Here is a 24,513-nt window from a genome sequence, read left to right as displayed (position 1 = left end):
GGCCCCCTACTTCCCGGCATCCGGGCGACCGGGCGCGAGCACACACGCCCCGGACTCTCCGCCCATCGGCACGCAGACGAAGTCCTCCAGACAGGGCTCGCGCTCCATGGGCGAGCAGTACTCCCAGCACCGGCCGTCCAGACAGGCACCCAGCCCATCACAACCCCGCGCGGCGGACCCCTCGCCCTCGCATGGCGTGGCGCAGGCCATCCACGCCTCGCCCGGACGGAACGGGCGCGTGTCCACCCGGCAGACGCGCCCTGGCGCACAGGGCTCGCGCTGGCAATTGCTCCCATGCACCCGGGCACACACGGAGACGCCTCCGTCCCTCCGGACACAGTCCTGGCCCTTGGGGCAGGCGCGGCCCTCGCAGGTGGGCAGACACACGGGGCCATCCGGGCCCTCCAGCGCGCAGAAGGTGCCCTCCGGGCACGCCCCGGTCAGCCACGAGCCACACCGTCGGCCACACCAGTCCGCGCACACCAGGTGCGGCTCGCACCCCTCGTCCTCCCGCTCGCCCAGGCGCACGCACGGCGCGCCTTCCGGCAGGACCCCCGAGAACGCGCAGGCGCTCACCGCCACGCGCGCGCCCGGATCCTCCGAGGGAATCCACCGGCAGACGGTCGAGGGCGGGCAGTCCGAGTCCGTGGTGCAATCGCTGCCCACGCAGATACGGGCGCGAAACGCGGAGGCGTACTGGCACACCAGGAGCGCGTCGCAGTCGGCGGAGGACTCGCACGGGCGCAGGAAGGTCGGCAGGGCCTGACGCGCGTCGGCGGGGAGCATCGGCAGGCGCCGCCACCCCGAGGCCGAACGCGCTCCCCCGCCCCACTCCACGAGCCCCGCGATGACTCCCACCAGCACCAGGCCCAGCCCGACGCCCACCCACCTCCGTCCGCTCACCCCACCCGCCCCTTCGTCACGTGCAGGAAGGCATCCTCCAGGTTGCGCTCCCGATGCCCGAAGGCGCACACGGGCACGCCCGCGCCCACGAGCACCGTCAGCAGGCGGGCCGCCGCCTCATCCACCCAGGCCGACTCCGAGCCCTCCCGCTCCAGGCGCACGCGCAGGCCCTCGCCCTCGCGGGAGACGCCCTTCACCAGGGGCTGCTCCAAGAGCAGCCGCTCGGCACGCGCCCAGACGGCCTCGCCCTCGGCGCCGGGAAACAGGCGCACCACCAGCTCCGCCACCGCCGTGCCCGCCGCCTGCGCGAGCAGGTCCGCCACCCGGCCCGTGGCCAGCAGCCGTCCCTGCTCGATGATGGCGCAGCTGTCGCAGATCTCCGCCAGCTCCGTGAGGATGTGGCTGGAGATGAGCACCGCCTTGCCCTGATCCGCGAGCGCGCGCAAAAGCTCCCGCAGCTCGATGCGGGCGCGCGGGTCCAGGCCGTCCGCCGGCTCGTCGAGGATGAGCAACTGGGGGTCATGCAGGAGCGTGCGCCCGAGCGCCACGCGCTGCTTCATGCCCTTGGAGAGCGCGCTCGTGGCCTTGTCCGCCAGGGGCCCGAGCCCCGTGAAGTCCATCACCGACGTCAGGCGCCGCCGCCGCTCCTCGCCCTTCAAGCCATAGGCGCGCGCGAAGAAGTCGAGGAAGTCGAGCACCGTCACGTCGTCGTAGGTGCCGTAGCGGTCCGGCATGTAGCCGATGAGCGGGCGGACGCGGTCCGGCGTGTCCACGAGCGAGTGGCCCTGCAGGAACACCTCACCCGCGGTGGGCGTGTCGAGCGTGGCGAGGATGCGCATGGTGGTGCTCTTGCCCGCGCCATTGGGCCCGATGAACCCCAGGATGGAGCCCGCCTCCAGCTCGAAGGACACGTCGTCCACGGCGCGCAGGGCCCCGAAGTCGCGCCGCAGTCCCTTCACCTCCAGCAGGCTCGTCATGGTCCATCCACCTGGCCGCGCACCAGGTGCAGGCCCTCATGCAGTTTCATGTCCAGCGTCGCCGTGGCCATGTCCGCGCCCGGCCCACCGGTCTTCACCACGAACTCCCCCGGACCCAGGGGCGCGAGCAGCATGTCCCGCACGTGGGTGGAGAAGCGCTTGGAGACGCGCTCGGAGAAGCCCAGCGTGGACAGCGGGCCCTTGAGCGTGTCACCCACGGCCACCCGCGACGCCGTCCCCTCCGCGCCCTCCGCGAGCTCGGGCAGCGACCACACCACGTCCCCGTCCCGCACGTACCCGGCCACGATGGGCGCGCCGAGCGCGTTGAGCACCCGCGTGCCCTCGGGTCCGGAGCGGAAGGTGAGCCGGGCACGCGAGGGCCGCACCCCCAGCTCGCCCCACTCCCGGTAGGCGCGCGCGGGAAGGAAGCCGCCGAGCACCCGCTGGCCCTGGGTCCAGTCGGATTCCAGGTGGGTGCGCGAGCCGTCGTCCACGGTCAACAGCACGCTCGAGGCGGGCAGTGAGAACGGGGCCGGCGTCAGGTTGGCGTAATAGCCGCCGACGCCCGCCGTCAGCGCGCGATCCCGGGGCCTGTCCAGCCAGGTGACGCTGTAGCGCGCGGCGGAGAGCGACAAGCCCTCGACGACCAGGGACCAGAGCACGATGGCCAGACAGGTGAGGAGCGACACGCCCGGCACCGCGATGAGCACGGCCACGGGCCCCTTGCGCCGGGCGAGCATCAACCCGCCGGGGCCCACCACCAGCACGAAGAGCGTGATGAGCAGCAGGAAGCGGCCCACGGGCGCATGGACTCCCGGCAGCAGCGGTTCGGCGAGGTGCTCGGAGTTCCAGTGGGAGTAGCGTCGCGAGCCACGGCTGACGAGCTTGGGGTGGAGGGGGCCCACCTCCTCGGTGCTCGTCTTGCTGGCCTCGGCCACGGACAAGAGCTCGCCGCCACAGGCCAGTCCCTCCGAGCACCTCCGCACCCACCCCAGGACATAGGGCTGGAGCACCGACTCGGCCGGAGCGTCGCCCGCGAGCAGGGGCAGGCGCTGTGCCAGATCCCGAGGGGACTGGAGCAGGACGAGCTGGCCGCCGGTGGCGGCATAGGCCTCCAAGGTGCTCCAGACGTCCGCGTGCAGGTCCGCGGGTGGCCCCGCGACGACGACCTGCGAATACCCCGCGTAGGAGGCGAGCTCGCGCGGCGCGCTCTCCGCCGCGAGGAAGCGCACCGGCAGATTGCCGCGCTCCACGGACACCAACCCCGTGCCCTTCTCGAACACCTCGCGCGTGCCCACGACGAGCACGGCGTCCGCGCGGTTGACCGTGTAGACGGAGAAGGCCCGCGAGAAGGGCTCCGGCGAATGGAGGCGCACCACGCCGCCCCGAGCACTCGAGGGCACCGGCAGCCAGACCACCAGCGACTGGCGGGGGGCCACCTCGACGGTCCGCGTGACGAGCGTCGCGGAGCCATCCGACTCGCTCAGCGTGATCTGGACCCGCCGGGGCGTCCCCTCCAGGTTCTGCAGCCGCACGTCCAGCGGGACATAGCCCCAGTGCGGTCCGAGCGCACTGCCCACCACGGAGACCCGAAGGCCCTCGACCACCTCGCTCTCCGACTCACCGCGGATCTCATGGTAGCTGTTGGGGGGCGGCTCCTCCGGCTCGCCGGGCAACGACGCGCGCGCGCTCGCCGCGCCGAGCAGCCACGCGACGAGCAACGCGGCCCCCAGCACCTCACGCACGGGGCACCTCGGGAATGGCCTCGAGCAGGGCGCGCACCACGTCCTGGGCGCCCACCTTCTCCAGCGAGGCCTCGTAGGCGAGCACCAGCCGGTGGTTGAGCACCGCGGGCGCGCACGCCACGACCTCGTCGAAGCCCACGTTGGGCTTGCCCCGCGTGAGCGCGAGCGCGCGGCCAGAGGCGGCCAGGGCCAGGGCGGCGCGGGGACTGGCGCCAAAGCGCACGAAGCGGCGCACGGGCTCGGGCGCGCCCGGACTGTTCGGATCGCTCGCCTCCACCAGGCGGCCGATGAAGTCCGCCACCGGCACGGGCAGGTGCACGCGGTCCACCGCGGCGAACAGCTCCCCGAGTCGGGCCGCGTCCGTCACGGGCGGCAGCGCCGGGGGCGTGCCCCGCACGCGCGTGGTGAGCAGGGTGGTGAGCGTGCGCGCGCCCACGGGCGGCACCTGGACGCGGAAGAGGAACCGGTCGAGCTGGGCCTCGGGCAGGGGGTAGGTGCCCTCCAGCTCGATGGGGTTCTGCGTGGCGAGCACGAAGAAGGGGTCCGGCAGGGGCCGCGTCTGGCCGAGCACCGTCACGCCCCGCTCCTGCATGGCCTCCAGCAGCGCCGCCTGCGTCTTGGGACTCGAGCGGTTGATCTCATCCGCCAGCACCACGTGGGCGAAGAGCGGCCCCTCGCGGAAGGTGAAGTCGCGGCGGCCCTCGCCCTCCAGGACGTAGGTACCGGTGATGTCGCCGGGCAGCAGGTCCGGCGTGAACTGGATGCGGCGGAAGGGCAGCCCGAGCAGCCGCGCGAGCGCCTTGCACAGCTCCGTCTTGCCCAGGCCCGGCAGGCCCTCGAGCAGCACATGGCCCCGCGCGAGCACCGCCACCACCACCTGCTCCACGACCCGCGGCTGATCCAGCAGGACTTGGTTCAACCCCTTCTGGAGCGACACGATGCGCTCCGCCGCGTCACGTGCCTCGGCGGGGCTCAACAGTTCCGACACGGCCACCTCCCCTTCTGCCCTAGGGCTGCTCCCCAAAATAGCGCTTCACCAGCTCGCGGTTGCGCGGCAACAGCGGCCCGGTGCCATGGCCCGCTTCCGCCCCGCCCCGGGCGCTCGCGCCCGTCCCGCCACGCGCCGCCCCCGCCTCTCGCGGCTCCGGCTCCGCGGCCCGCAGGCCCCACAGCTCCTGCCCCTCGCCGCCCTGTCCGCGCGGCAGGGCCTTGAAGGCGAGCCGATCGGGATCCATCTCCGCCTTCTCCCCGAAGACCAGGGGCTGGCTCTCGCCTCCCCGGCCCGCGCCCGCGCCCGCGCGCGTCCTCTCGCGGCTCGCGTGTCCCTGCCCCTGCCCCTGGCCTTCTCGTTCCGACGCCGTCGGCCGCCCCGCGCCTTGACCGAAGCGCTGGGCCAGTTCCTGCTGGCGGCGCTCGAGCGTCTCGCGCAGCTGGGCCAGCTCCGCGCGCGAGCGGGGCGTGCCCGTGCCGTCCGGAGACGGGGCGGAGGCCTCCCCCTTGGAGGCTTCTTGGGGCGACGGGCCCAGGGCCATCAGCGCGGTCTCCAGGGCCTCGCGCCCCCGGGCCGCCTCCTCGGCGCTCGCGGCGGCATCCAGGGACGCCTCCAGGTCCCGCGCGGCGGCGGAGGCCGCGGCGAGCGCGGCGGCGGCCGTGGCGGCCCGCTCCTCCAGGCGCCGCTCCAGACGATCCGTGGCCTCCCAATCGGCGGCATCGAAGCGCTCCTCGGCGACCTCCTGGGCCAGCCGACGCAGCTCCTCGTCGACGGGCGTTCCCGTGGGCTCCTCCCGCGCGAGCGTCTCCGCCTGGGCCTGGACGGCGGCCACCCGGGCCGCGGCGGCGGCGTTGCGGGGGCCCGTCCGGGGCGCGGGTCGGGGCAAGGACAGACCCAGCACGAGGAAGGCGAGCGCGGCGGCCCAGGCCCCCGCCGGACGCGCCCAGGAGACGGTGGGCGGCGTCACCGCGCGGGCATACTGGTTGGCGGACAGCTCCCACTCGCCCACGGGCCGCTCCAGCCGGGTGAGCAGCAGGCCGCCCGCGCCCGCCGAGCGATCCGCCAGCACCGCCGCCTGGGTGAGGGACACGCGCCGGGCGCGCGCGCGCAGGAAGGCCCAGCCCCCGGCGGGAAGCCAGGGCAGCACCAGGGCCCAGGGCGCCGGCTCCGGCAAGAGCAGCCGCAGCAGCACGCTTCCCGTGGCGGCGGCCCAGAGAGGCGCGACGCTGGCCTCGGCGAACCGGACGGCGTTGAGGCGGCGCCGGACACGCCGGACAGGCGCGAGGACGAGGGCCTGGAGACGGCGTTCATCACTGGCGGGCATGGACGGTCCAGTCTCCGGCAGGCCGCTCCATCCCACAAGCCGCGCCGCCCCCCCCCACCCCCGGTGTACGCCCCATCGTTTGACCCGAAAGGTCTTCCCTCCTCGGGCCCGCCAATCCCAGACGGCTTCCCGCGCGGCGACCTCGGGGGAAGGATTTTCGTATCTGTTCGGAAGAAGAAGGATTGACGATAAGGGCCCGAAGCCGACACGATGAGGCGTTTAACGCAGCCCGTCAGAGGGGGGCTGTGCCATCCGTGGTTGTTCATTCCTAGACGAAGGTACAGAGCGAATGACGCTGAAACAGGCGTTGATGTCGGGGTGCGCTGTCGCACTCCTCTCCGTGGAAGCCCAGGCTCAAACCCCGCCGGCTTCTCCCGCCACTCCCCCGCCGGCACCGCCTGCCAGCTCCGCTCCGGCCAACACGCGCCGCATCACCGGCAAGGTACTGGACGCGCTCACCCAGGACGGCCAGCCCTTCACGCGCATCATCATCAAGGGCACCACCACCGGCACCGAGTCCGAGCTGGACGGCACGTTCTCGCTCGAGGTGCCCAAGGGCCCGGTGACGCTGCTGTTCTCCAGCCAGGACCACAAGGAGCGTGAGGTCACGGTGGGCGCCAACCGGGACAGCGTGACGGTGTCCCTGGATGCGAGCTTCGTCGAGGAGATGGTGGTCGTGGGCCGCGCGAGCGAGGTGGCCCGCAAGAACCTGGCCAACTCGGTGGCGAGCGTGAACACGGAGGAGCTCAACCGGGCCCCCGCGGCCACGGTGGACCAGGCGCTGCAGGGCAAGGTGGCCGGCGCCAACATCCAGAGCAACTCGGGCGCGCCCGGTGGCGGCATCCAGCTGCGGCTGCGCGGCACGTCCACCATCAACGGCTCGTCCACGCCGCTCTACGTCGTGGACGGCGTCATCATCAGCGACGCGGCGATCGCCTCGGGCATCTACCAGGTGACCGACTCGGTGGGCGGCTCCAACCCGAGCCCCACGCAGGACAACCAGGTCAACCGCATCGCGGACCTGAACCCCAACGACATCGAGAGCATCGAGATCCTCAAGGGCGCGTCCGCGGCGGCCATCTACGGCTCCAAGGCGAGCAACGGCGTGGTCATCATCACGACCAAGCGCGGTCGCGCGGGCGCGGCGCCCAAGCTGGACGTGACCCAGCGCCTGGGCGTGTACTCGCTGATGAACACGCTGGGGGCGCGGCGCATCGGCTCGCTCGACGAGGCCGTGTCCGCCTTCGGCCCCGAGGCGGCCAACTACTACGTGCCGGGCTACTACGACCACGAGCGGCAGCTCGCGGGCCGGCGCGACCTGTCCTACGAGACGCTCGCCAGCGTGAGCGGCGCCTCGGGCGACACGCGCTACTTCGCCTCCGCCCAGGTGCGCGATGACAAGGGCATCATCGCCAACACGGGCTACCAGAAGCAGTCCTTCCGCCTGAACCTGGGCCAGAAGCTCGGCCCGGACATCGAGCTGAACGCGACGACGAACCTGGTGCACTCCACGAGCGATCGCGGCGTCACCAACAACGACAACGCCAACATCTCCTACTACATGGTGTTGCCGGGCACGCCGAGCTTCGTGGACCTGCGTCCGGGGGCCAACGGCATCTATCCGTTCAACCCCGCCTTCGGCAACGGCTCCAACCCGCTGCAGACCGCGTCGCTGGTGGCCAACGCGGAGAACGTGTGGCGCCTGCTCGGCTCGGCCGACGCGGTGTGGAACGCCTACAAGACGGACACGCAGAGCTTCCGCGTGCTCGGCAACCTGGGCGTGGACCGCTTCCAGCAGGAGAACACCCTGCTGTTCCCGCCCCAGCTCAACTTCCAGCAGGGCCAGGAGCGCCCGGGCGTGTCGCTGTTCGGCACCAGCCAGGTGCTCAACCTCAACGCCGGCTTCAACCTGGTGCACAACTACAAGGCGCCGGGCGGGGGGCTCACCGCCAACACCTCGGCGGGCTACCAGTACGAGCAGCGCGGCCTGGACACCATCTACATCAACAGCCGGGGCCTCACCGCGGGCCAGCCCAACGTGAGCTCGGGCACCCAGGTGGGCGTGGTGCAGAACCGCCAGCTCGTCAAGGACAGCGGCATCTACCTGCAGGAGGAGGCGCTGATGCTCGACGAGCGCCTCACCCTGGTGGGCGCGGTGCGCGCCGAGCAGAGCAGCAACAACGGCAACCCCAACGCCTTCTTCTTCTACCCGAAGGTGGCCACCGCCTACCGCATCCCCTCGTTCCACCCGGTGGTCAACGAGTTCAAGGTGCGCGGCGCCTACGGCGAGACGGGCAACCAGCCGCTCTACGGCTTCAAGTTCATCGGCCTGTCGCCGAGCAACAACATCGAGGGCCAGGGCGGTCTCATCACCACGGGCATCGTGGGCAACGCCAACATCCGCCCCGAGCGTCAGCGCGAGTTCGAGGTCGGCCTGGACACGGTGCTGTTCAACGGTGACGCCGTGTTCGAGCTGTCGCTCTACCAGCGCAACATCAGCGACCTGCTCCTGCAGCGCGCGCTCGCGCCCTCCACGGGCTACACGGTGGAGCTGTTCAACGGCGGCACCATGCGCAACCGGGGCATCGAGGCCATGCTCCAGCTCACCCCCGTGCGCAACAGTGTCCTGGAGTGGACGAGCAACACCACCTTCACGCTCAACCGCAGCCGCATCATCAGCCTGCCCGTGCCCGCCTTCAACACGGGCGGCTTCGGCACCAGCCTGGGCACCTTCCGCATCGAGGAGGGCGCGAGCGCCACGCAGATCGTCGGCAACGACGGCCTCCGGGCGGACGGCACCTGCTGCGAGGTGCGCAAGATTGGCGACACCGAGCCCACCTTCCGCATGGGCTTCTCCAACACGTTCAAGAGCGGCCCCGTCGCGCTCTCCTTCCTGGTGGACTGGCAGCAGGGCAGCGACGTGCTCAACATCACGCGCTTCCTCTACGATGCGTCGCGCAACTCCCCGGACTACACGACGGGGGGCATCGCGCGCCAGGCGCTCTGGCAGAACTACGCCTCCGCGTATCTGGAGCGCGCCACCTTCGTGAAGCTGCGTGAGTTGACGGTCACCTACAACCTGCCGGACACTTTCGTCACGCGCATTCCCGGCGTGAAGACCGGTCGGCTGAGCTTGAGCGGCCGCAACCTCCTCATGTTCACCAATTACTCGGGGTTGGATCCCGAGGTGAGCAACTTCGGCAACCAGGCCATCGCTCGCAACATCGACGTGGCCCCCTTCCCGCCCAGCCGCAGTTTCTGGACGTCCCTCGATGTGGGTTTCTAGAGCGCCATGAAGATCCGCGACATGAAGATGACGAAGGTGATGCTGGCCCTGTCCACCGCGATGGGGCTGGCGGGGTGTGACTTGACGGTGCCGGACCTCAACCGGCCGAGCGTGGACAGCCTGGAGCTCACGCCGACCCGCCCCGCGGTGATCAGCGCCGCGGAGGGCCTGCTGGTGGGCAACCGCGCGGGCTACGCCGCCCAGAACGGCTACGTCTCCATCCTCGGCGTGCTCGGCCGCGAGGCGTACATCCTGGACAAGGCGGACCCGCGCTACGTGGGCGAGCTGCTCGCGGGCCCGGCGCTGGATCCCGGCAGCCCGGCGTTCGGCGGCAACTTCTGGGTGGGCCCCTACGCCAACCTGCGCAACGCCAACACCCTGCTGCGCGCGCTCGAGGTGGTCCCGGGCATGAGCGACGAGGAGAAGGAGGCCGTGCGCGGCTTCGCCAAGACGATGAAGGCGCTGGACTACCTGGTGCTCATCAACACCCGGGACACCAACGGCGTCGTGCTCGACGTGGACCGCCCCATCGGCGCGGCCCTGGCCCCCATCGTCACGGATCGCGAGCAGGTGCTCGCCTTCATCGCCGCCCTGCTGGACGAGGCCCTGGTGCACCTCAAGGCGGGAGGCACCACCTTCCCCCTGCCGCTGAGCAGCGGCTTCCAGGACTTCGACCGGCCCGACATCAAGATGACGGTGCCCAACTTCCAGAAGGTCAACCGCGGCCTCAAGGCCCGGGTGGACGTGTACCGGCAGAAGTGGGACGAGGCGCTGGTGGACCTGGCGGGGTCCTTCGAGAACATCAACGCGCCCCTGGAGCGGGGCGTCTACCACGCGTTCGGCGCGGGCTCGGGTGACACCACCAACGAGCTGAGCCCGGCCATCAACCAGAACATCTACGCCCACCCCTCCATCCTCAAGGACGCGGAGTACCAGGAGGGCAGCACCACGGAGCTGGACGCGCGCGTGCAGCGCAAGGTGCGGCTGGCGACGACCCCGGGCAACTACCAGGGCGTCAGCTCCGACTACTGGTTCAGCAACTACCCCTCGGGCACCTCGCCCGTGCCCATCATCCGCAACGAGGAGCTCATCCTCCTGCACGCCGAGGCCTCCTACCAGGCCGGCGACATCTCCAACGCGCGCACCCTGCTCAACTTCATCCGCGTGACGTCGGGCGGCCTGAGCGAGCTCACGCCGGGCGAGGGCGGCTACGACTTCATTACCGAGCTGCTCAAGCAGCGCCGCTACTCGCTCTTGTTCGAGGGCGGGCACCGGTGGATCGATCTGCGTCGCTACGAGCGGCTCAACGAGCTGCCCATCGACGTGCCGGGCCACCGCGTCCACCCGCGCTTCCCCGTGCCCGAGTCCGAGACGAACGCCCGGCAGTAAGCGGGTCCGGGTTGGGAACGACGCCCCGGAGCGCTGGCCTCACGGCCCGTGCTCCGGGGCGTTGGTGCGTCAGGGCGTGGCGGCCGCGCCCACCGCGAAGACCAGGTCATCGTGGTCGTCGTAGGTGCCGGTGCCGCACGCGCCCGCGGCGCCGCCGTAGCGGAAGCGCGCGCGCAGGGCCTGCCGGCCGCCCGCGGGCAGGGTGTAGGTGGTGGACAGGGTGCTCGTGCCCGCGCTGGTGGGGGCGAGCGTGCCGATGAACGTCCACGTGGGGCTGTCCGCGTTGGCCGCCGAGTAGAGGTCCAGCCGGTCATCCGCCGTGGAATAGGTGAAGACGGTCACGTCGACCTTGACCGCCTTGCCCGCGACCATCTCCGTGCCGTCCGGGGTGCCCACCTTGATGCGGTCGATGGACTCGTCGTGGTGGAAGATGCCCGAGGTGCCATCCGGGCACGCGCCCTTGAGGGTGTTGGGACGGGTGACCTCCGGGCCCAGGTTGGCGCGGCCGTTGAGCAGCGCGCCGGAGTCACAGCTCAGCCCCTCCTCCGCGCAGCGCGGCACCTTGTAGGTGGCGTCCAGGGTGGCGGTGTTGTTCAGGGCCGGGCCCACCCGGGGCGGAACGTTGCCCTCGGAGGCGCCCTTGGCGACCTCCGCCATGAAGGCCGCGCCCAGCTTGGCGAACTTCACCGAGTGATCCGCCGTGCCGCCCATGTACGTGAGCGTGTCCTCGGGGGTGTGGATCTTCTTGTTGTCCGTGTTGATGGTGGCCTCGAAGGGCATGCTCGCGGGGAAGCCCGCGCTGGTCCACGAGGCATGGTCCGAGCAGCCATAGCCGCAGTTGAACTGCGTATAGGTGAGCGTCGGCAGGTAGGTGGTGATGAGGTTGATGACGTGGGTGTTGAGCGCGGGGCTCGTGCGGTCCATGGTGATGCCGAAGTCGTAGGCCGAGCCCTTGTAGTTGGTCATGTCCAGCTGCAACACGCCCACCACGTTGGCGGCCTCGTTCTTGTGCGAGTTGGCGATGGCGGCCGAGCCGTACAGGCCCACCTCCTCGCCCGCGTAGGCCATGAACTTCACCGTGCGCGCCGGCCGGTAGCCCTTGGCGATGGCCACGCGGAGGATCTCCGTGAGGCAGGACACGCCCGAGGCGTCGTCATCCGCGCCCGGCGCCACGCCCGCGGAGGGGCTGCTCTGGTTGATGGAGTCCAGGTGGCCGCCGAGCACGACGATCTCGCTGGGGTGCGTGGTGCCCTGGATGGTGGCGATGACGGACTGCTGCTTCCAGCTGAAGTGCTTGAAGAACGCCACGGAGATGTCCGGACGATCCTTGGCCAGGTCCGCCCACTGGCCGCGCAGCCACACGGCGGCGTCCTGGCCCGTCTGCGCGTTGTAGTAGCGGTTGGTCCAGTTGGTGGACAGCGAGTTGATGGTGTTGCGGATGTTGAGCTCGCGCACCTCGGCGAGGAGCGCGTTCACCGAGGGGGCGTTGTTGATGGAGTAGGTGGGCGTCGCCAGGTTCTGGGCGGGCGCCGCGTCCGCCTTGGCCGCGGCGATCGCCTCCGCCTCGGAGTCGTGGGCGATGAAGCCCGCGCAGCGGTTGAGCTCCTCGTGCACCGACTGGCCCAGGCGCAGCACCTGCGACTCGCTCAGCCGCATCACCGCCACGCCCTCCGTCTGGAACGTGGGGGCGGGCAGCGCCACGCCCTCGCGCTGGAAGGAGGAGCGCACGGGCTGGAGCGCGTCGGTGCCGATGGTGATCCACACCTCGCGCTCCTGCTGGGGGGCGACGGCTCGCGACGGGGGGGCCGCGACCGCGGGGGCCGCGCACGCGAGCCATGCCACGACCGGACCAAACTTGTTCATTGCCATGTACGTCACCTCGGGTACCGCGCTGGCGGGGGAGGAGGCGAACCTATGGCACCCGGAGGCGCGCTGGGAATGACCTGGGATGTGACCTCCCGGCCGTGGTAGCAACGCCGCCATGCAGCCAGGCGAGCCGCTCTTCATCCATCCGGGCCTGAGGGTCCAGCCGTGCCAGTGGGGCTACGGGGTCTTCACGAGCGAGGACATTCCCGAGGGCTCCGTGCTCGAGGAGTGCCACTACCTCAAGGCCCCCTTCCGCTCGGTGCGCAACTCCCCGCTCACCGACTACGTGTTCAACATCGAGTGGGGCCCCCACGAGGAGGACCGCGGCGGGGAGTGGGTGGCGGTCGTGATGGGCTTCGGCATGGTCTACAACCACTCGCAGGAGCCGAACGTCTCCTACTACCGGGGCTTCCAGAAGGGGCACTCGCCCAAGGACGTCTTCACCTTCTACGCCCTGCGGGACATCGCCGCGGGCGAGCAGCTGTGCATCAGCTACGGCGAGAACTGGTGGCAGACGCGGGGCCAGGAGATGCCCCCCTGAGCCCCGGGGGCCCTCGCTTGTCCCCCTCGAGAAGCCCGTGACATAACCCCGGGCATGCGCATGGCTCGTGCCGGACTGTGGAGCGTGGCGGCGTGGATGGCCGCCTGTGGCGGTAACCCTGGAGACGAGGGCACCAAGCCCCCCGCGCCCCCCACCGAGACCCCGATGTACGCCGTGAAGGGCACCGTCAGCGGCCTGGCGGGCGAGCTCACGCTCCAGCTCAATGGCCAGGAGCGCCTCACCCGCGCCGCGGACGGCCCCTTCGCCTTCGAGACCCGCCTGGAGAACCAGACCGAGTACACGGTCGGGGTGCTCGGCGCGCCCGCGGAGCAGGACTGCGCGGTGGAGGGCGGCACGGGCCGGGTGGCGGGCGCGGACGTGGAGTCCGTGCGGGTGCGCTGCGCCGCGAAGACCTATGCCCTGGGCGGCACGGTCGAGGGCGCACGTGGAGCACCCACCCTGACGCTCGGGACCGAGACGCTCGCACTGCCCGTGGACGGCCGCTTCACCTTCACCACCCGGCTGCCGCGGGGGGGGACGTACGAGGTGAGGCTGGACAACCCGGTGCCGGGCCTGCGCTGCACCCTGGACAAGGGCAGTGGCCGCGTGGCGGGCGCCGTGGAGGACATCACGGTGCGCTGCCATGACTGGTACACGCTCGCCACCCACGCGGCGGCGCGGGGCGTGCTGGGCCAGGCCGACTTCACCCACCGCGCGGAGGAGCGGGGCGGGCCCACCGGCGCGGGCACGCTCAACGCGCCCCTGGGCAGCGCGGTCGTCGTGGACGCGCGGCTCTATGTCTCGGATCGCGGCGCCCACCGGCTGCTGGGCTTCTCGCCGGTGCCCACCCTCCCGGGCGCGGACGCGGGCTGGGTGCTCGGCCAGACGGACTTCACGGCGGATGTGCCGGGCACGAGCGACCTGAAGCTCAACCAGCCCGCGGGGCTCGGGGGCGCCGGCACGCGCCTGGCCGTGGCGGACCAGCGCAACAGCCGCGTCCTGCTCTACACGCCCCCGCCCCTGCTCTCCGCCACGCCCGCGACCCTCGTCCTCGGGCAGGAGGGCTTCGACACGAGCGCCTTTGGCTGCACGCCGCGGACGCTCGGCTTTCCCCAGGGCGTGTTCCTGAGCCGGGACAAGGTGCTCGTGGCGGACACCGGCAACCACCGCGTCCTGGTGTGGAACACCCCGCCCACCACGAACGGCCAGCCCGCGGACCTGGTGCTCGGCCAGCAGGACTTCACCCACTGCCGGCGCAACGACGCCAATGGCGATGGCACCTCCGAGAGCAAGCCCGGCCCCACCACGCTCTACAACCCGACGGGCGTCTGGACGGACGGCCAGCGCCTGGTGGTGGTCGACAGCTTCAACAACCGCGTCCTCGTGTGGACCACCTTCCCCACCACCCATGGCCAGCCCGCCGACGTGGTGCTCGGCCAGCGCGACTTCACCACCAGCACGGCCGGGCTCTCCGCCACGGCCATGGACAACCCCACCGCCGTCACCTCCACGGGCGCGCAGCTCTTCGTGGCCGACACCCTCAACCACCGGGTGCTCGTGTGGAACACCCTGCCCACCACGTCCGACACGCCGCCGGACCGCGTGCTCGGGCAGGCGGACTTCACCCACAACGACCGCGAGGACCCCCCCACGGGCAACACCCCCAGTGCGCGCAGCCTCGCCGAGCCGAGCGGCATCACGCTCGCCTGGCCGCACGTCGTGGTCACCGACTCGGCCAACCACCGCGTCCTCCTGTTCGCCAGCGAGTAGCCGGGCGGCCTTGGACGCGGGGCGGGTAACCCCTACCTTGCCCGCCCCCCCGCACCACGCGACGTGACAGGAGGGTCACGGACTATCGGGAGGACCGGGACCGTGTAATGATCCCGGCCGGTCGGAACGACAAGACGGGGGCTGGCTCCACGGGCGTTGGGCCCGGTGCAAGGCAGGTGGCGCCTCCCCCGCGAACCCCCCGGTTCGCGAACGATTCGTAGGGGATGCCGCGGGACATGAAGAAGAATGAAGCTGGTGCCCTGAGTTGGCCCGCCACTCCAGCGGGCGCGCTGGACGAGCGAACCGTCGCCGCGGATCTGGAGTCGCTCTTCTCGCCTCCCGGGTCCACGACGCCGCCGCCACCCACGGTGGACACGCCCTCGCAGCGCTCGCACCGCTCCTCGGGCACGTGGGACACGCCGTCCCGGCCCAACACGTACAGCGACACGTCGCCGGGCCTCGGAGGCCAGAAGCTGCGGCCGGGCACGCGCCTGCAGCACTACGAGCTCATCCGCGAGCTGGGCAGCGGCGGCATGGGCACCGTGTTCCTGGCGCGCGACGTGCGGCTCGGCCGCCGCGTGGCCATCAAGTTCCTGCACACCCAGGACACGGACCTCACCCAGCGCTTCATCCTCGAGGCGCGCGCCACCGCGCGCTGCAGCCACGAGAACATCGTCATCATCTATGAAGTGGGCGAGTACGAGGACAGCCCCTTCATGGTGCTGGAGTTCCTCCAGGGCCAGCCGCTCACCAAGGTCCTCGGCAACCACCGGCTGCCGCCCGCGCGCGCCGTGGAGCTGATGGTGCCCGTGGTCAAGGCGCTCGCGTGCGCGCACGAGCAGGGCATCGTCCACCGGGACCTGAAGCCCGAGAACATCGTGGTGACGGACACGGGCGGCATCAAGGTGCTCGACTTCGGCATCGCCAAGCTGCTGCAGCAGGGCACCGAGGCCCCCGAGGGCGCCGTGGCCCCCGGCGCGCAGCCCCAGCTGCATGCCCCCGCCGCGGCGGGCGCGGACACGGGCAACCTCACGCGCAGCGGCGCCATCATGGGCACCATGGCGTACATGTCCCCGGAGCAGTGGGGCATCGGCGTGCCCATCGACCACCGCACGGACATCTGGGCGGTGGGCATCATGCTCTTCCGCATGTTGAGCGGAAAGCATCCGTTGGACCCGCTGCGCGGCCCGCAGCTCATGGTCACCGGCATGCTGGACGAGCCCATGCCGCGGCTGCAGCAGCTGGCCCCCGACGTGCCGCCGGACCTCGCGGCCGTGGTGGACCGCTGTCTGCTGAAGAAGAAGGACGAGCGCTTCGCGGACGCCGCGGCGCTCCTGCGCGCGCTCGAGCCCTTCTTGCCAGGGCGCTTCAGCCGCGAGCTGAAGCTCGACGAGAGCCCCTACGCGGGCCTGTCCTCCTTCCAGGAGGCCGACGCGAACCGCTTCTTCGGGCGCACCAAGGAGATCGCCGCGCTCGTCAACCGCATCCAGGACCGGCCGCTCCTGGCGGTGGTGGGCCCCTCCGGCACGGGCAAGTCCTCCTTCGTGCGCGCGGGCCTCGTGCCGGTGCTCAAGCGCTCGGGCACGGCGTGGGAAGCGCTCGTCATCCGTCCGGGCCGCTCGCCCCTGGCGTCGCTCGCCAGCTGCGTGGCGCCGCTCATGTCCTCGTCCACCACGGTGGAGGAGGACATCGCCGAGCAGCAGCGGCTGGTGCAGCGGCTGTACGCGGAGCCCGGCTACGTGGGCAGCGTGCTGCGCAGCCGCGCCCGGCACCAGCGCCGGAGGATCCTCGTCTTCATCGACCAGTTCGAGGAGCTCTACACGCTGGTGCCCGACGCGCGCGAGCGTCAGGCCTTCACCGCGTGCCTGTCGGGCATCGCGGACGACGCCACGTCGCCCATCCGCGTCATCCTCTCCATCCGCTCGGACTTCCTGGACCGCGTGCCCGAGGACGAGCGCTTCATGGCGGAGCTGTCCCAGGGGCTGTTCTTCCTCACCTCGCCCCACCGCGACGGCTTGCGCGACGCGCTCGTGCAGCCCGCGGAGATGGCGGGCTACCAGTTCGAGACGCCCGCGCTGGTGGACAACATGCTCGAGCACCTGGAGTCCACCCAGGGCGCGCTGCCGCTGCTCCAGTTCGCCGCCACCCAGCTGTGGGAGTCGCGCGACAAGAAGAACACGCAGCTCACGGTGAGCGCCTACAAGTCCATGGGCGGCATCGCCGGCGCGCTCGCCAGCCACGCGGACAGCGTGCTCGCGGGCATGACGAGCCAGGAGCGCACGCTCGTGCGCGCGCTGTGCCTGCGGCTCATCACCCCGGACCGCACGCGCGCCATCGTGTCCGCGGACGAGCTGCGCGAGCTGACGCAGGACACCGCGGAGATGCAGCGGCTCATCGACCATCTGGTCCAGGCGCGTCTCTTGGTGGTGCAGACGGGCGGCGGCGCCACCGGCGCCACGGTGGAGATCGTCCACGAGTCGCTCATCCACAGCTGGCCCACGCTGCGGCGCTGGCTCGACGAGGGGCAGGAGGACGCCGCCTTCCTGGAGCAGCTGCGCAACGCGGCCCGGCAGTGGCAGGGCAAGAACCACGACAGCAACCTCTTGTGGCGCGGCGAGATGGTGGAGGAGGCCCAGCGCTTCCAGCGGCGCTTCCGGGGCGAGCTGCCGCGCGTGCAGCAGGAGTTCCTGGAGGCAGTGTCCTCCCAGGCGCGCAAGGGCCGACGGCTGCGGCGCGCGCTGCTCATCGGCAGCGCCAGCTTCCTCGTGCTGCTGGTCATCGCCGCGGCGGTGGCCCTGGTCGTCATCCGCAAGTCCCAGCAGCAGGCCGAGCTCCAGGCCGCCGTGGCGCAGGTCGCCGAGGCCCAGGCGCGCAGCGCGGAGCGGGTAGCCCGGAGCGCGGAGACCGAGGCGCGGCAGCGGCTCGCGGAGGTGCAGGCCAAGGAGCTGGAGCGGCAGAAGGCCCAGAAGGCCGCCGAGGCGGCCAACGCCCAGGTGGCGCTCTCCAACGCGGAGCTGCTGGCCAAGAACGACGAGCTGCTGGCCGCCCTGGATCGCGCCCAACAAGCCCAGACCCGGGCCCGCTCCGCCAAGAAGCGCGCCGAGCAAAGCGCGGTGTCCGCGCGCGAGGCCAAGGAAGACGCCATCCGGGCCGCGCAGGATCTCGCGACGCTGCTGCAGCGCGAGAAGGAGCGCGTGCAGCGCTTGCAGTCCCAGCTGGGCAGTCCAGTCATCGAGGTCCTGAAGTGAGACGAGCCGTGAACAAGGTGAACATGACGGTGGCCCTGCTGGCGCTGGCCGCGGCGCCCGTGCACGCCCAGTCCTCCGGGAGCAAGCCAGGCGTCTCCCGCAAGTCCGGCGCGCGGGGCAAGGCGACCCCGGCCCCCGTGCCCACCACCGCGCCCGAGCCACCCCCCTCCACGACCCTCGCGCCCCCGCCGCCTCCCGAGGCCGCGGCCCCCGTGAACAAGGGCCCCGAGCCGGAGCGGCCGTGGGCCAAGGGCGTCGCGAAGCGGGACCAGGAGCGCGCGCTCGAGCTGTTCCGCGCGGGCAACGCCCTGCTCAAGGAATCCATCTTCGTGCAGGCCAGCGACAAGTACCGCCAGGCCCTGGCGCTGTGGGGCCACCCCGCCATCCACTACAACCTGGCCCTGGCGCTGATGAACCTGGACCAGCCCATCGAGGTGCACGAGCACCTGGTGGCCGCGCTGCGCTTCGGCGCCGAACCGCTCGAGGCGGAGAAGTTCGAGTACGCGCGCAACTACAAGACGCTCATCGAGAACCAGCTCGCCCACGTGGAGGTCGTCTGCGACCAGCCCGGCGCCGTGGTGATGCTGGACAACAAGCCCCTGTTCACCGCGCCCGGCCGCTACTCGGGCCTGGTGCGCCCCGGGGCCCACAGCGTCTCGGCCACCCTCGCGGGCTACGTGCCCAGCGACGAGACCCGCAGCCTGCTGCCCGGTGAGACGCTGTCGCTCGACATGAAGCTGTTCACCGCCAACGACCTCACCCGCTACCGGCGCCGCTGGTCCGCGGCGATGCCCTGGCTGGTCATGGGCGCGGGCGCGGCCCTCACCGGTGGCGGCGTGCTGCTGCACCTTCAGTCGCGCGAGCGCTTCAACGCCTTCGACACGGGCATCAACGCGTGCGGCGGCTGCGTGCCCCCCACCCCGCTCGCCGCCCAGCTCAACCAGGGCAACCTGATGCAGCGCGCCGCCTTCGGGGGTTATGCCCTCGGGGGCGCGGCCCTCATCACCGGCGCCGTCCTCGCCTATCTCAATCAACCCGAGTCCTACCGCATCGATCCGAACCAGGTCGATCCGAACCCCCAGACCCAACCCCGGGTGAGCATCCTGCCCGTCCTGGGCGGGGGGTCGAGTGGTGTCCAGGCACTGCTGCGCTTCTAGAGGTGACGTGTGAACCGAATTCCCTCCACGCCGTGGGCCTCGTGGCTGCTACTGCCGCTGCTGCTCTTGCTCGGCGCGTGCTTCGAGCCCGAGAGCGTCGTCTGTCCCTCCGGCCTGGTCTGTCCCTCGGGCCAGCAGTGCGCCGCGCGTCAGGACGTGTGCATCAAGGATGACTGTGGCGATGGCGTCATCCAACTGGGCGAGGCCTGTGACGACGGCAACATCGTCGATGGTGACGGGTGCAGCCACGAGTGCCGGTCCCAGGAAGTGTGCGGCAACGGCATCGTCGACCTCGTCAAGGGCGAGAAGTGCGACGACGGCAACACGAACAACGGGGACAAGTGCAGCGCGGACTGTCTGTCCAACGAGGCGTGCGGCAACGGCATCATCGACCGCGCCATCGGCGAGAAGTGCGACGACGCCAACAACGAGAACGGCGATGGCTGCAGCGCCGACTGCCTGTCCACCGAGGTGTGCGGCAACAAGTACGTGGACACCGCCCGCGGCGAGCGGTGCGATGACGGCAACACGCTCGACGGCGATGGCTGCAGCGCGGACTGCCGCTCGGTGGAGATCTGCGGCGACGGCGTGGTGAACCCCGGCCGCGGCGAGGTGTGCGACGACGGCAACACCACCGACGGCGACGGCTGCAGCGCCAACTGCCGGTCCAACGAGACGTGCGGCAACAGCATCGTGGACTCGCCCAAGGAGGTCTGCGACGACGGCAACACCATCGACGGCGACGGCTGCAGCGCGGACTGCAAGTCCGGCGAGGGTTGTGGCAACGGCGTGCGCGACCCCGACGAGGAGTGCGACGACGGCAACAAGCTCGACAACGACAACTGCCTGTCCAACTGCCGGCTCGCCGTCTGCGGCGATGGCAAGGTGGACCGGCAGGAGCCGCGCGTGGAGGACTGCGACGGCCAGGGCGAGACCATCAACTGCAACATCAACTGCACCTGGCGCACCTGCGGTGACCGGATCGTCAACACCACGGCCGGCGAGCAGTGCGACCCCGGCACCGGCGCGGACACCGCCGACTGCAACCGCGACTGCACGAGCGCCCGGTGCGGAGACCGGTACGTCAACGTGCCCGCCGGCGAGCAGTGCGACACGGGCGGCACGAGCGCCACCTGCGACGCGGACTGCACCGCGCCGGTGTGCGGAGACGGCTTCGTCAACGGCCCCGCGGGCGAGGAGTGCGATGCCCGGGGCCTCTCGCGCCTGTGCACCACGACCTGCAAGGTGTCCTACTGCGGTGACGGCTTCCACAACTACCTGGCCGAGGAGGAGTGCGACGACGGCAACGGCGCCGAGGACGACGACTGCCTGCCCACGTGCCGGGCCAACCGCTGTGGCGATGGCAAGGTGAACGTCAACGGCACGCGTCCGGAGGCCTGTGACGACGGCAACTCCATCAACGAGTCCGCGTGCCCCTATGGCACCGCCGCCTGCACCACCTGCAACGCCAACTGCACGGCCGAGCTGAACCTGACGGGCCATTTCTGCGGCGACAGCAAGACGACCGACGGCGAGGCCTGTGACGACGGCAACACCGTCACCGAGACCCAGTGCGCGTACGGCACGCGCACCTGCCGCCTGTGTGACGCCTCGTGCTCGGCGCCGCTCAACCTCCGGGGCAACTACTGCGGCGACACCTTCGTCACCGACAGCGAGGTGTGCGACGACGGCAACTCCATCGAGGAGACCACCTGCGAGTATGGCAGCGCCACCTGCACCCTGTGCTCGGCGGACTGCAAGAAGGAGCTGAGCCTCCGGGGCAACTACTGCGGCGACAGCAAGACGACCGACAGCGAGGTGTGCGACGACGGCAACACCACCAACGAGACCGCCTGCGCCTACGGCACGCCCACCTGCACCACCTGCAACGCCAACTGCACCCAGCGGCTCAACCTGGCGGGCCCCTTCTGCGGCGACACTCGCACCACGGACAACGAGGCGTGCGACGACGGCAACACCACCACCGAGACGGCCTGCGCCTACGGGCAGGCCAACTGCGTGTTCTGCGACGCGAGCTGCGCCACGGTGCTCAACCTGCACGGCCCCGTCTGCGGCGACAGCATCATCAACGGCCCCGAGGCGTGTGACGACGGCAACACCACCGCCGAGACGTCCTGCCCCTACGGCACCCCCAGCTGCCTGGGCTGCAGCGCCAACTGCCTCCAGGTCATCAGCCTCGCGGGTCCCTACTGCGGTGATGGTCGCACCACGGACAACGAGGTGTGCGACGACGGCAACAACACCAACGAGCTCGAGTGCGCCTACGGCAAGGCCACCTGCACCACCTGCAACTCGGACTGCTCCGCGCTCCTGAACCTGGAGGGCCCCGTGTGCGGCGATGGCGAGATCAACGGCACCGAGGTGTGCGACGACGGCAACACCACCAACGAGGCCACCTGCCCCTACGGCACCGCCAGCTGCAAGACGTGCAACTCCAGCTGCTCGGCCGAGCTCAACCTCACGGGCCCCTTCTGTGGCGACAACGTCACGAGCCACGGCGAGGTGTGCGACGACGGCAACAACACCAACGAGACCTCGTGCGGCTACGGCGTGCCCACCTGCACCCGGTGCAACTCCACGTGCGAGGCGACGCTGCCGCTCACCGGCCCCCACTGCGGCGACGGCCTCGTCACCGACGCGGAGGTGTGCGACGACGGCAACAGCCTGGCGTGCGGCTCGTGCAACGCCACCTGCAAGGCCGTGCAGAACGCCAAGGCCACCGGCCGCATCACCATCGTACTGGGCGCCTACGGCATCGACTTCAAGGACGGCGACACCTTCACCCTCAACGACGGCCTCAACCCCCCGGTCACGTTCGAGTTCGACAACAACAACCGGCACAACCCCGCCCGGGTGCCGGTCCCCATCGAGATCACCTTCTATTCGACCGATGTCGCCCAGGCCATCCGCGAGGCCGTCCAGGGCGCCGCGGGTCCCACCACCCTGCGGCTCACCGCGAGCGCGTCGCTCAACGTCGTCACCCTCACGCACCAGTTGCCCGGGGCCTTCGGCAATCAGTCCATCATCAAGACGCCCTCGAACGACGCGCGCACCAACCGCAACTTCTCCGTGGTGAACATGGCGGGGGGCAGCGGCTTCGACTGCCAGGCGGGCACGGGCTGCAAGAGCGGGGACGACTGCGCCCCGGGTCTGGCGTGCGTGGCCAACGCCTGCGAATAGAATCGGCGCCCACGCGTTGAGGGCCAGGGACAGGGGTCGGGGGTGGGCATCCCCTCCCCCGCCCGCCTCCTTTGTGGACTGATTCCATTGACTTTCCAACCGTGTCGAAGAATGGATGCGGTGCGTCGGCGCGGACGCGCTACGTCCCCCTTTGTCCCACCTTCCCCGGGAACCCCTTCATGACGTCCTTCATCCTCCTGGCCCAGATGGGCAACGAGCAGCTGGGCTGGCTGAGCCGCAAGCTGCTGGGCGTGACGCTCACGAGCGCCGAGTGGGTGCTGTGGCTGCTCGTCATCCTGTCGGTGCTGTCCATCGCGCTGATGCTGGAGCGGGCCGTGTACTTCGCCACGCACCGCCTGCCGGACTCGGAGCTGCTCGCGGTGAAGCTCGCCCGGGGCGAGCTGGACGCGGTGCGCGCCGCGGTGGCGCAGAGGAAGGGCATGGAGGCCGCGGTGCTGCGCGAGGCCCTGGCCTCGGTGGACAAGGGCCCGGACACCGTGGAGCAGGTCATCGCCTCCACCGTGGCGCGCGAGCGGCCCCAGTACGAGCGCTACCTGTCCTTCCTGGGCACGCTCGGCAACAACGCGCCCTTCATCGGCCTGTTCGGCACGGTGCTCGGCATCATCAAGGCCTTCCACGACCTGGGCAACATGGGCGCCAAGGGCGCCGCCATCCAGCAGACGGTGATGGCGGGCATCTCCGAGGCGCTCGTGGCCACGGCCGTGGGCCTGGCGGTGGCCATCCCCGCCGTGGTGGCCTTCAACACCTTCAACCGCCAGCTCAAGACGCTCACCTCGCGCACCAACGCCCTGGGCCACGCGCTCGTGGGCAGCCTCAAGTCGCGCGCGGGAGAGGGGCGCTAGGCCATGGCGGGTGGAGCCCAGGACAACGACGAGGAGATCTCCGGCATCAACGTCACGCCGCTGGTGGACGTGGTGCTGGTGCTGCTCATCATCTTCATGGTGACGGCCAACTTCATCGTGCGCGAGACGGTGGAGGTGGACCTGCCCCGCGCGGCCAACGGCGGCGAGACGGTGCAGGGGCTCGTCAACGTGGTGCTCGACAAGCAGGGCAAGCTCTTCTTCGACGGCGCGGAGGTGAGCGAGGACGAGCTGCGCCGCCGCGTGGTCGAGGCCCTGGGCAAGGACAAGGAGACGCGCGCCATCATCAGCGCGGATCAGACCATCCCCTACGGCCGGGTGATGCGGCTCATCGACGTGGTGAAGGGCGAGGGCATCGCCAAGTTCGCGCTCAACATCGAGAAGGACGTGGCCCCCACCGCCGCCCCCGCGGGGCCGTGAGGAGCGAGGCGAGGACATGAGTCAGGCCGTCCAGACCCTTCCGCCCCTGCCCTCCGCGCGCCCCGCCTGGGTGACGCCCGCGTTCGTGCTGGCGTCGCTCGGCGTGCACGCCGTGGGCTTCTGGATGCTCTCGCGTCTGGAGGACCGGGCCCCGCCCGCGTCCGCGCGGCCCGTGGAGCTGGTCATGGTGGAGGTGCGCAAGCCCCCGCCGCCTCCGCCCCCCGAGGAACCCAAGCCGCCGCCCCCTCCGCCCAAGGCCGCGCCCAAGCCGCCCCCGGTGAAGGTCGCCCGGGCCGAGAAGCCGCCCCCGCCGCCTCCGCCGGACGCACCGCCGCCTCCGCCCAACGACGCGCCGCCCCCCGAGACGCCCAGCAAGCCGGTGCCGCTCGTGGTGGGCCTGTCCATGTCCTCCACCACCAGCGCGGGCGCCTTCGCCGCGCCCGTGGGCAACACGGTCTACGGCAAGACGGGCGAGCGGGCGGTGGATCCCAAGGACGTGAAGGCCTACGCGGCGCCCAAGTACGTGCCCGTGTACCAGGTGGACACCGAGCCCTCCGTGGCCTCGGAGGTGAAGGTGCCCTACCCCGACGAGGCGCGCCGCGCCGGCATCGAGGGCACCGTCACCATGTCCATCACCATCGACACCGAGGGCCGCGTGGTGAAGGTCAGCGTGGTCAAGGGCCTGGGCTACGGCCTGGACGAAGCGGCGCGCGGGGCGCTCCTGCGCTTCCGCTTCAAGCCCGCCATCAAGAATGGCGAGGCCGTGTCCACGGAGATGAAGTACTCCTACACCTTCGTGCTCGACTGAGCCGGG

Annotated in this window: 16 protein-coding genes; 10 read left to right on the top strand and 6 right to left on the bottom strand. The window is 71.1% G+C overall.

What is annotated here, in order from left to right; genetic code table 11:
• Positions 1 to 6: 6 nt before the first annotated feature.
• Genes I3V78_RS07905 through I3V78_RS07885 form a run of 5 tightly spaced genes read right to left on the bottom strand, consistent with a single transcriptional unit; the run spans position 7 to position 5,940 of the window.
• Positions 7 to 903, bottom strand: coding sequence for a hypothetical protein (locus I3V78_RS07905; RefSeq protein WP_204485703.1), 897 nt, complete (start codon positions 901 to 903; stop codon positions 7 to 9).
• Positions 900 to 1,880 (bottom strand): ABC transporter ATP-binding protein, encoded by a 981-nt coding sequence (locus I3V78_RS07900; protein WP_204485702.1) that lies wholly within the window; start codon positions 1,878 to 1,880, stop codon positions 900 to 902. The genes I3V78_RS07905 and I3V78_RS07900 overlap by 4 nt, the downstream gene beginning before the upstream one ends.
• Positions 1,877 to 3,625: a hypothetical protein gene (locus tag I3V78_RS07895; RefSeq protein WP_204485701.1), complete on the bottom strand. Its 1,749-nt coding sequence runs from the start codon at positions 3,623 to 3,625 to the stop codon at positions 1,877 to 1,879. Before I3V78_RS07895 ends, I3V78_RS07900 begins: the two co-directional genes overlap by 4 nt.
• The gene (locus tag I3V78_RS07890; RefSeq protein ID WP_204485700.1) at positions 3,618 to 4,613 is read right to left on the bottom strand and encodes an AAA family ATPase; all 996 of its coding nucleotides are present in this window, start codon (positions 4,611 to 4,613) and stop codon (positions 3,618 to 3,620) included. The genes I3V78_RS07895 and I3V78_RS07890 overlap by 8 nt, the downstream gene beginning before the upstream one ends.
• Before the next feature lie 19 nt (positions 4,614 to 4,632).
• A complete protein-coding gene (locus I3V78_RS07885; protein ID WP_204485699.1) occupies positions 4,633 to 5,940 on the bottom strand; it encodes a hypothetical protein in 1,308 nt (435 codons plus the stop codon).
• A gap of 289 nt (positions 5,941 to 6,229) precedes the next feature.
• On the opposite strand from I3V78_RS07885, the gene I3V78_RS07880 reads away from it, so the two are divergent.
• Both I3V78_RS07880 and I3V78_RS07875 read left to right on the top strand, forming a co-directional pair.
• A complete protein-coding gene (locus tag I3V78_RS07880) occupies positions 6,230 to 9,226 on the top strand; it encodes a SusC/RagA family TonB-linked outer membrane protein (RefSeq protein ID WP_204485698.1) in 2,997 nt (998 codons plus the stop codon).
• 6 nt (positions 9,227 to 9,232) lie between these two features.
• Positions 9,233 to 10,615, top strand: a complete 1,383-nt coding sequence (locus I3V78_RS07875; RefSeq protein WP_204485697.1) for a RagB/SusD family nutrient uptake outer membrane protein — start codon at positions 9,233 to 9,235, stop codon at positions 10,613 to 10,615.
• A 69-nt stretch (positions 10,616 to 10,684) separates the two neighbouring features.
• On the opposite strand, the gene I3V78_RS07870 is transcribed toward I3V78_RS07875, so the two are convergent.
• Positions 10,685 to 12,484, bottom strand: coding sequence for a M20/M25/M40 family metallo-hydrolase (locus tag I3V78_RS07870; protein WP_204485696.1), 1,800 nt, complete (start codon positions 12,482 to 12,484; stop codon positions 10,685 to 10,687).
• A gap of 112 nt (positions 12,485 to 12,596) precedes the next feature.
• On the opposite strand from I3V78_RS07870, the gene I3V78_RS07865 reads away from it, so the two are divergent.
• The 8 genes from I3V78_RS07865 to I3V78_RS07830 all read left to right on the top strand — a co-directional run bounded on the left by I3V78_RS07865 (position 12,597) and on the right by I3V78_RS07830 (position 24,507).
• Positions 12,597 to 13,022, top strand: a complete 426-nt coding sequence (locus I3V78_RS07865; RefSeq protein ID WP_204485695.1) for an SET domain-containing protein-lysine N-methyltransferase — start codon at positions 12,597 to 12,599, stop codon at positions 13,020 to 13,022.
• 60 nt (positions 13,023 to 13,082) lie between these two features.
• The gene (locus I3V78_RS07860; protein ID WP_204485694.1) at positions 13,083 to 14,792 is read left to right on the top strand and encodes an NHL repeat-containing protein; all 1,710 of its coding nucleotides are present in this window, start codon (positions 13,083 to 13,085) and stop codon (positions 14,790 to 14,792) included.
• Positions 14,793 to 15,028: 236 nt separating this feature from the next.
• On the top strand, positions 15,029 to 18,040 hold the full coding sequence (locus I3V78_RS07855; protein ID WP_239576340.1) for a serine/threonine protein kinase: 3,012 nt from the start codon (positions 15,029 to 15,031) through the stop codon (positions 18,038 to 18,040).
• Positions 18,041 to 18,048: 8 nt separating this feature from the next.
• Positions 18,049 to 19,197 (top strand): peptidase associated/transthyretin-like domain-containing protein, encoded by a 1,149-nt coding sequence (locus tag I3V78_RS07850; RefSeq protein ID WP_204485692.1) that lies wholly within the window; start codon positions 18,049 to 18,051, stop codon positions 19,195 to 19,197.
• 9 nt (positions 19,198 to 19,206) lie between these two features.
• The gene (locus I3V78_RS07845; RefSeq protein WP_204485691.1) at positions 19,207 to 22,398 is read left to right on the top strand and encodes a DUF4215 domain-containing protein; all 3,192 of its coding nucleotides are present in this window, start codon (positions 19,207 to 19,209) and stop codon (positions 22,396 to 22,398) included.
• Between the two features lie 179 nt (positions 22,399 to 22,577).
• A complete protein-coding gene (locus I3V78_RS07840; RefSeq protein ID WP_204485690.1) occupies positions 22,578 to 23,261 on the top strand; it encodes a MotA/TolQ/ExbB proton channel family protein in 684 nt (227 codons plus the stop codon).
• A gap of 3 nt (positions 23,262 to 23,264) precedes the next feature.
• The gene (locus tag I3V78_RS07835) at positions 23,265 to 23,699 is read left to right on the top strand and encodes an ExbD/TolR family protein (RefSeq protein ID WP_204485689.1); all 435 of its coding nucleotides are present in this window, start codon (positions 23,265 to 23,267) and stop codon (positions 23,697 to 23,699) included.
• A gap of 16 nt (positions 23,700 to 23,715) precedes the next feature.
• Positions 23,716 to 24,507: an energy transducer TonB gene (locus tag I3V78_RS07830; protein WP_204485688.1), complete on the top strand. Its 792-nt coding sequence runs from the start codon at positions 23,716 to 23,718 to the stop codon at positions 24,505 to 24,507.
• Positions 24,508 to 24,513 lie beyond the last annotated feature (6 nt).

Source organism: Archangium primigenium (assembly GCF_016904885.1).
Classification (GTDB): Bacteria; Myxococcota; Myxococcia; order Myxococcales; family Myxococcaceae; genus Cystobacter; species Cystobacter primigenius.
This window is presented reverse-complemented; position numbering and strand designations above follow the sequence as displayed.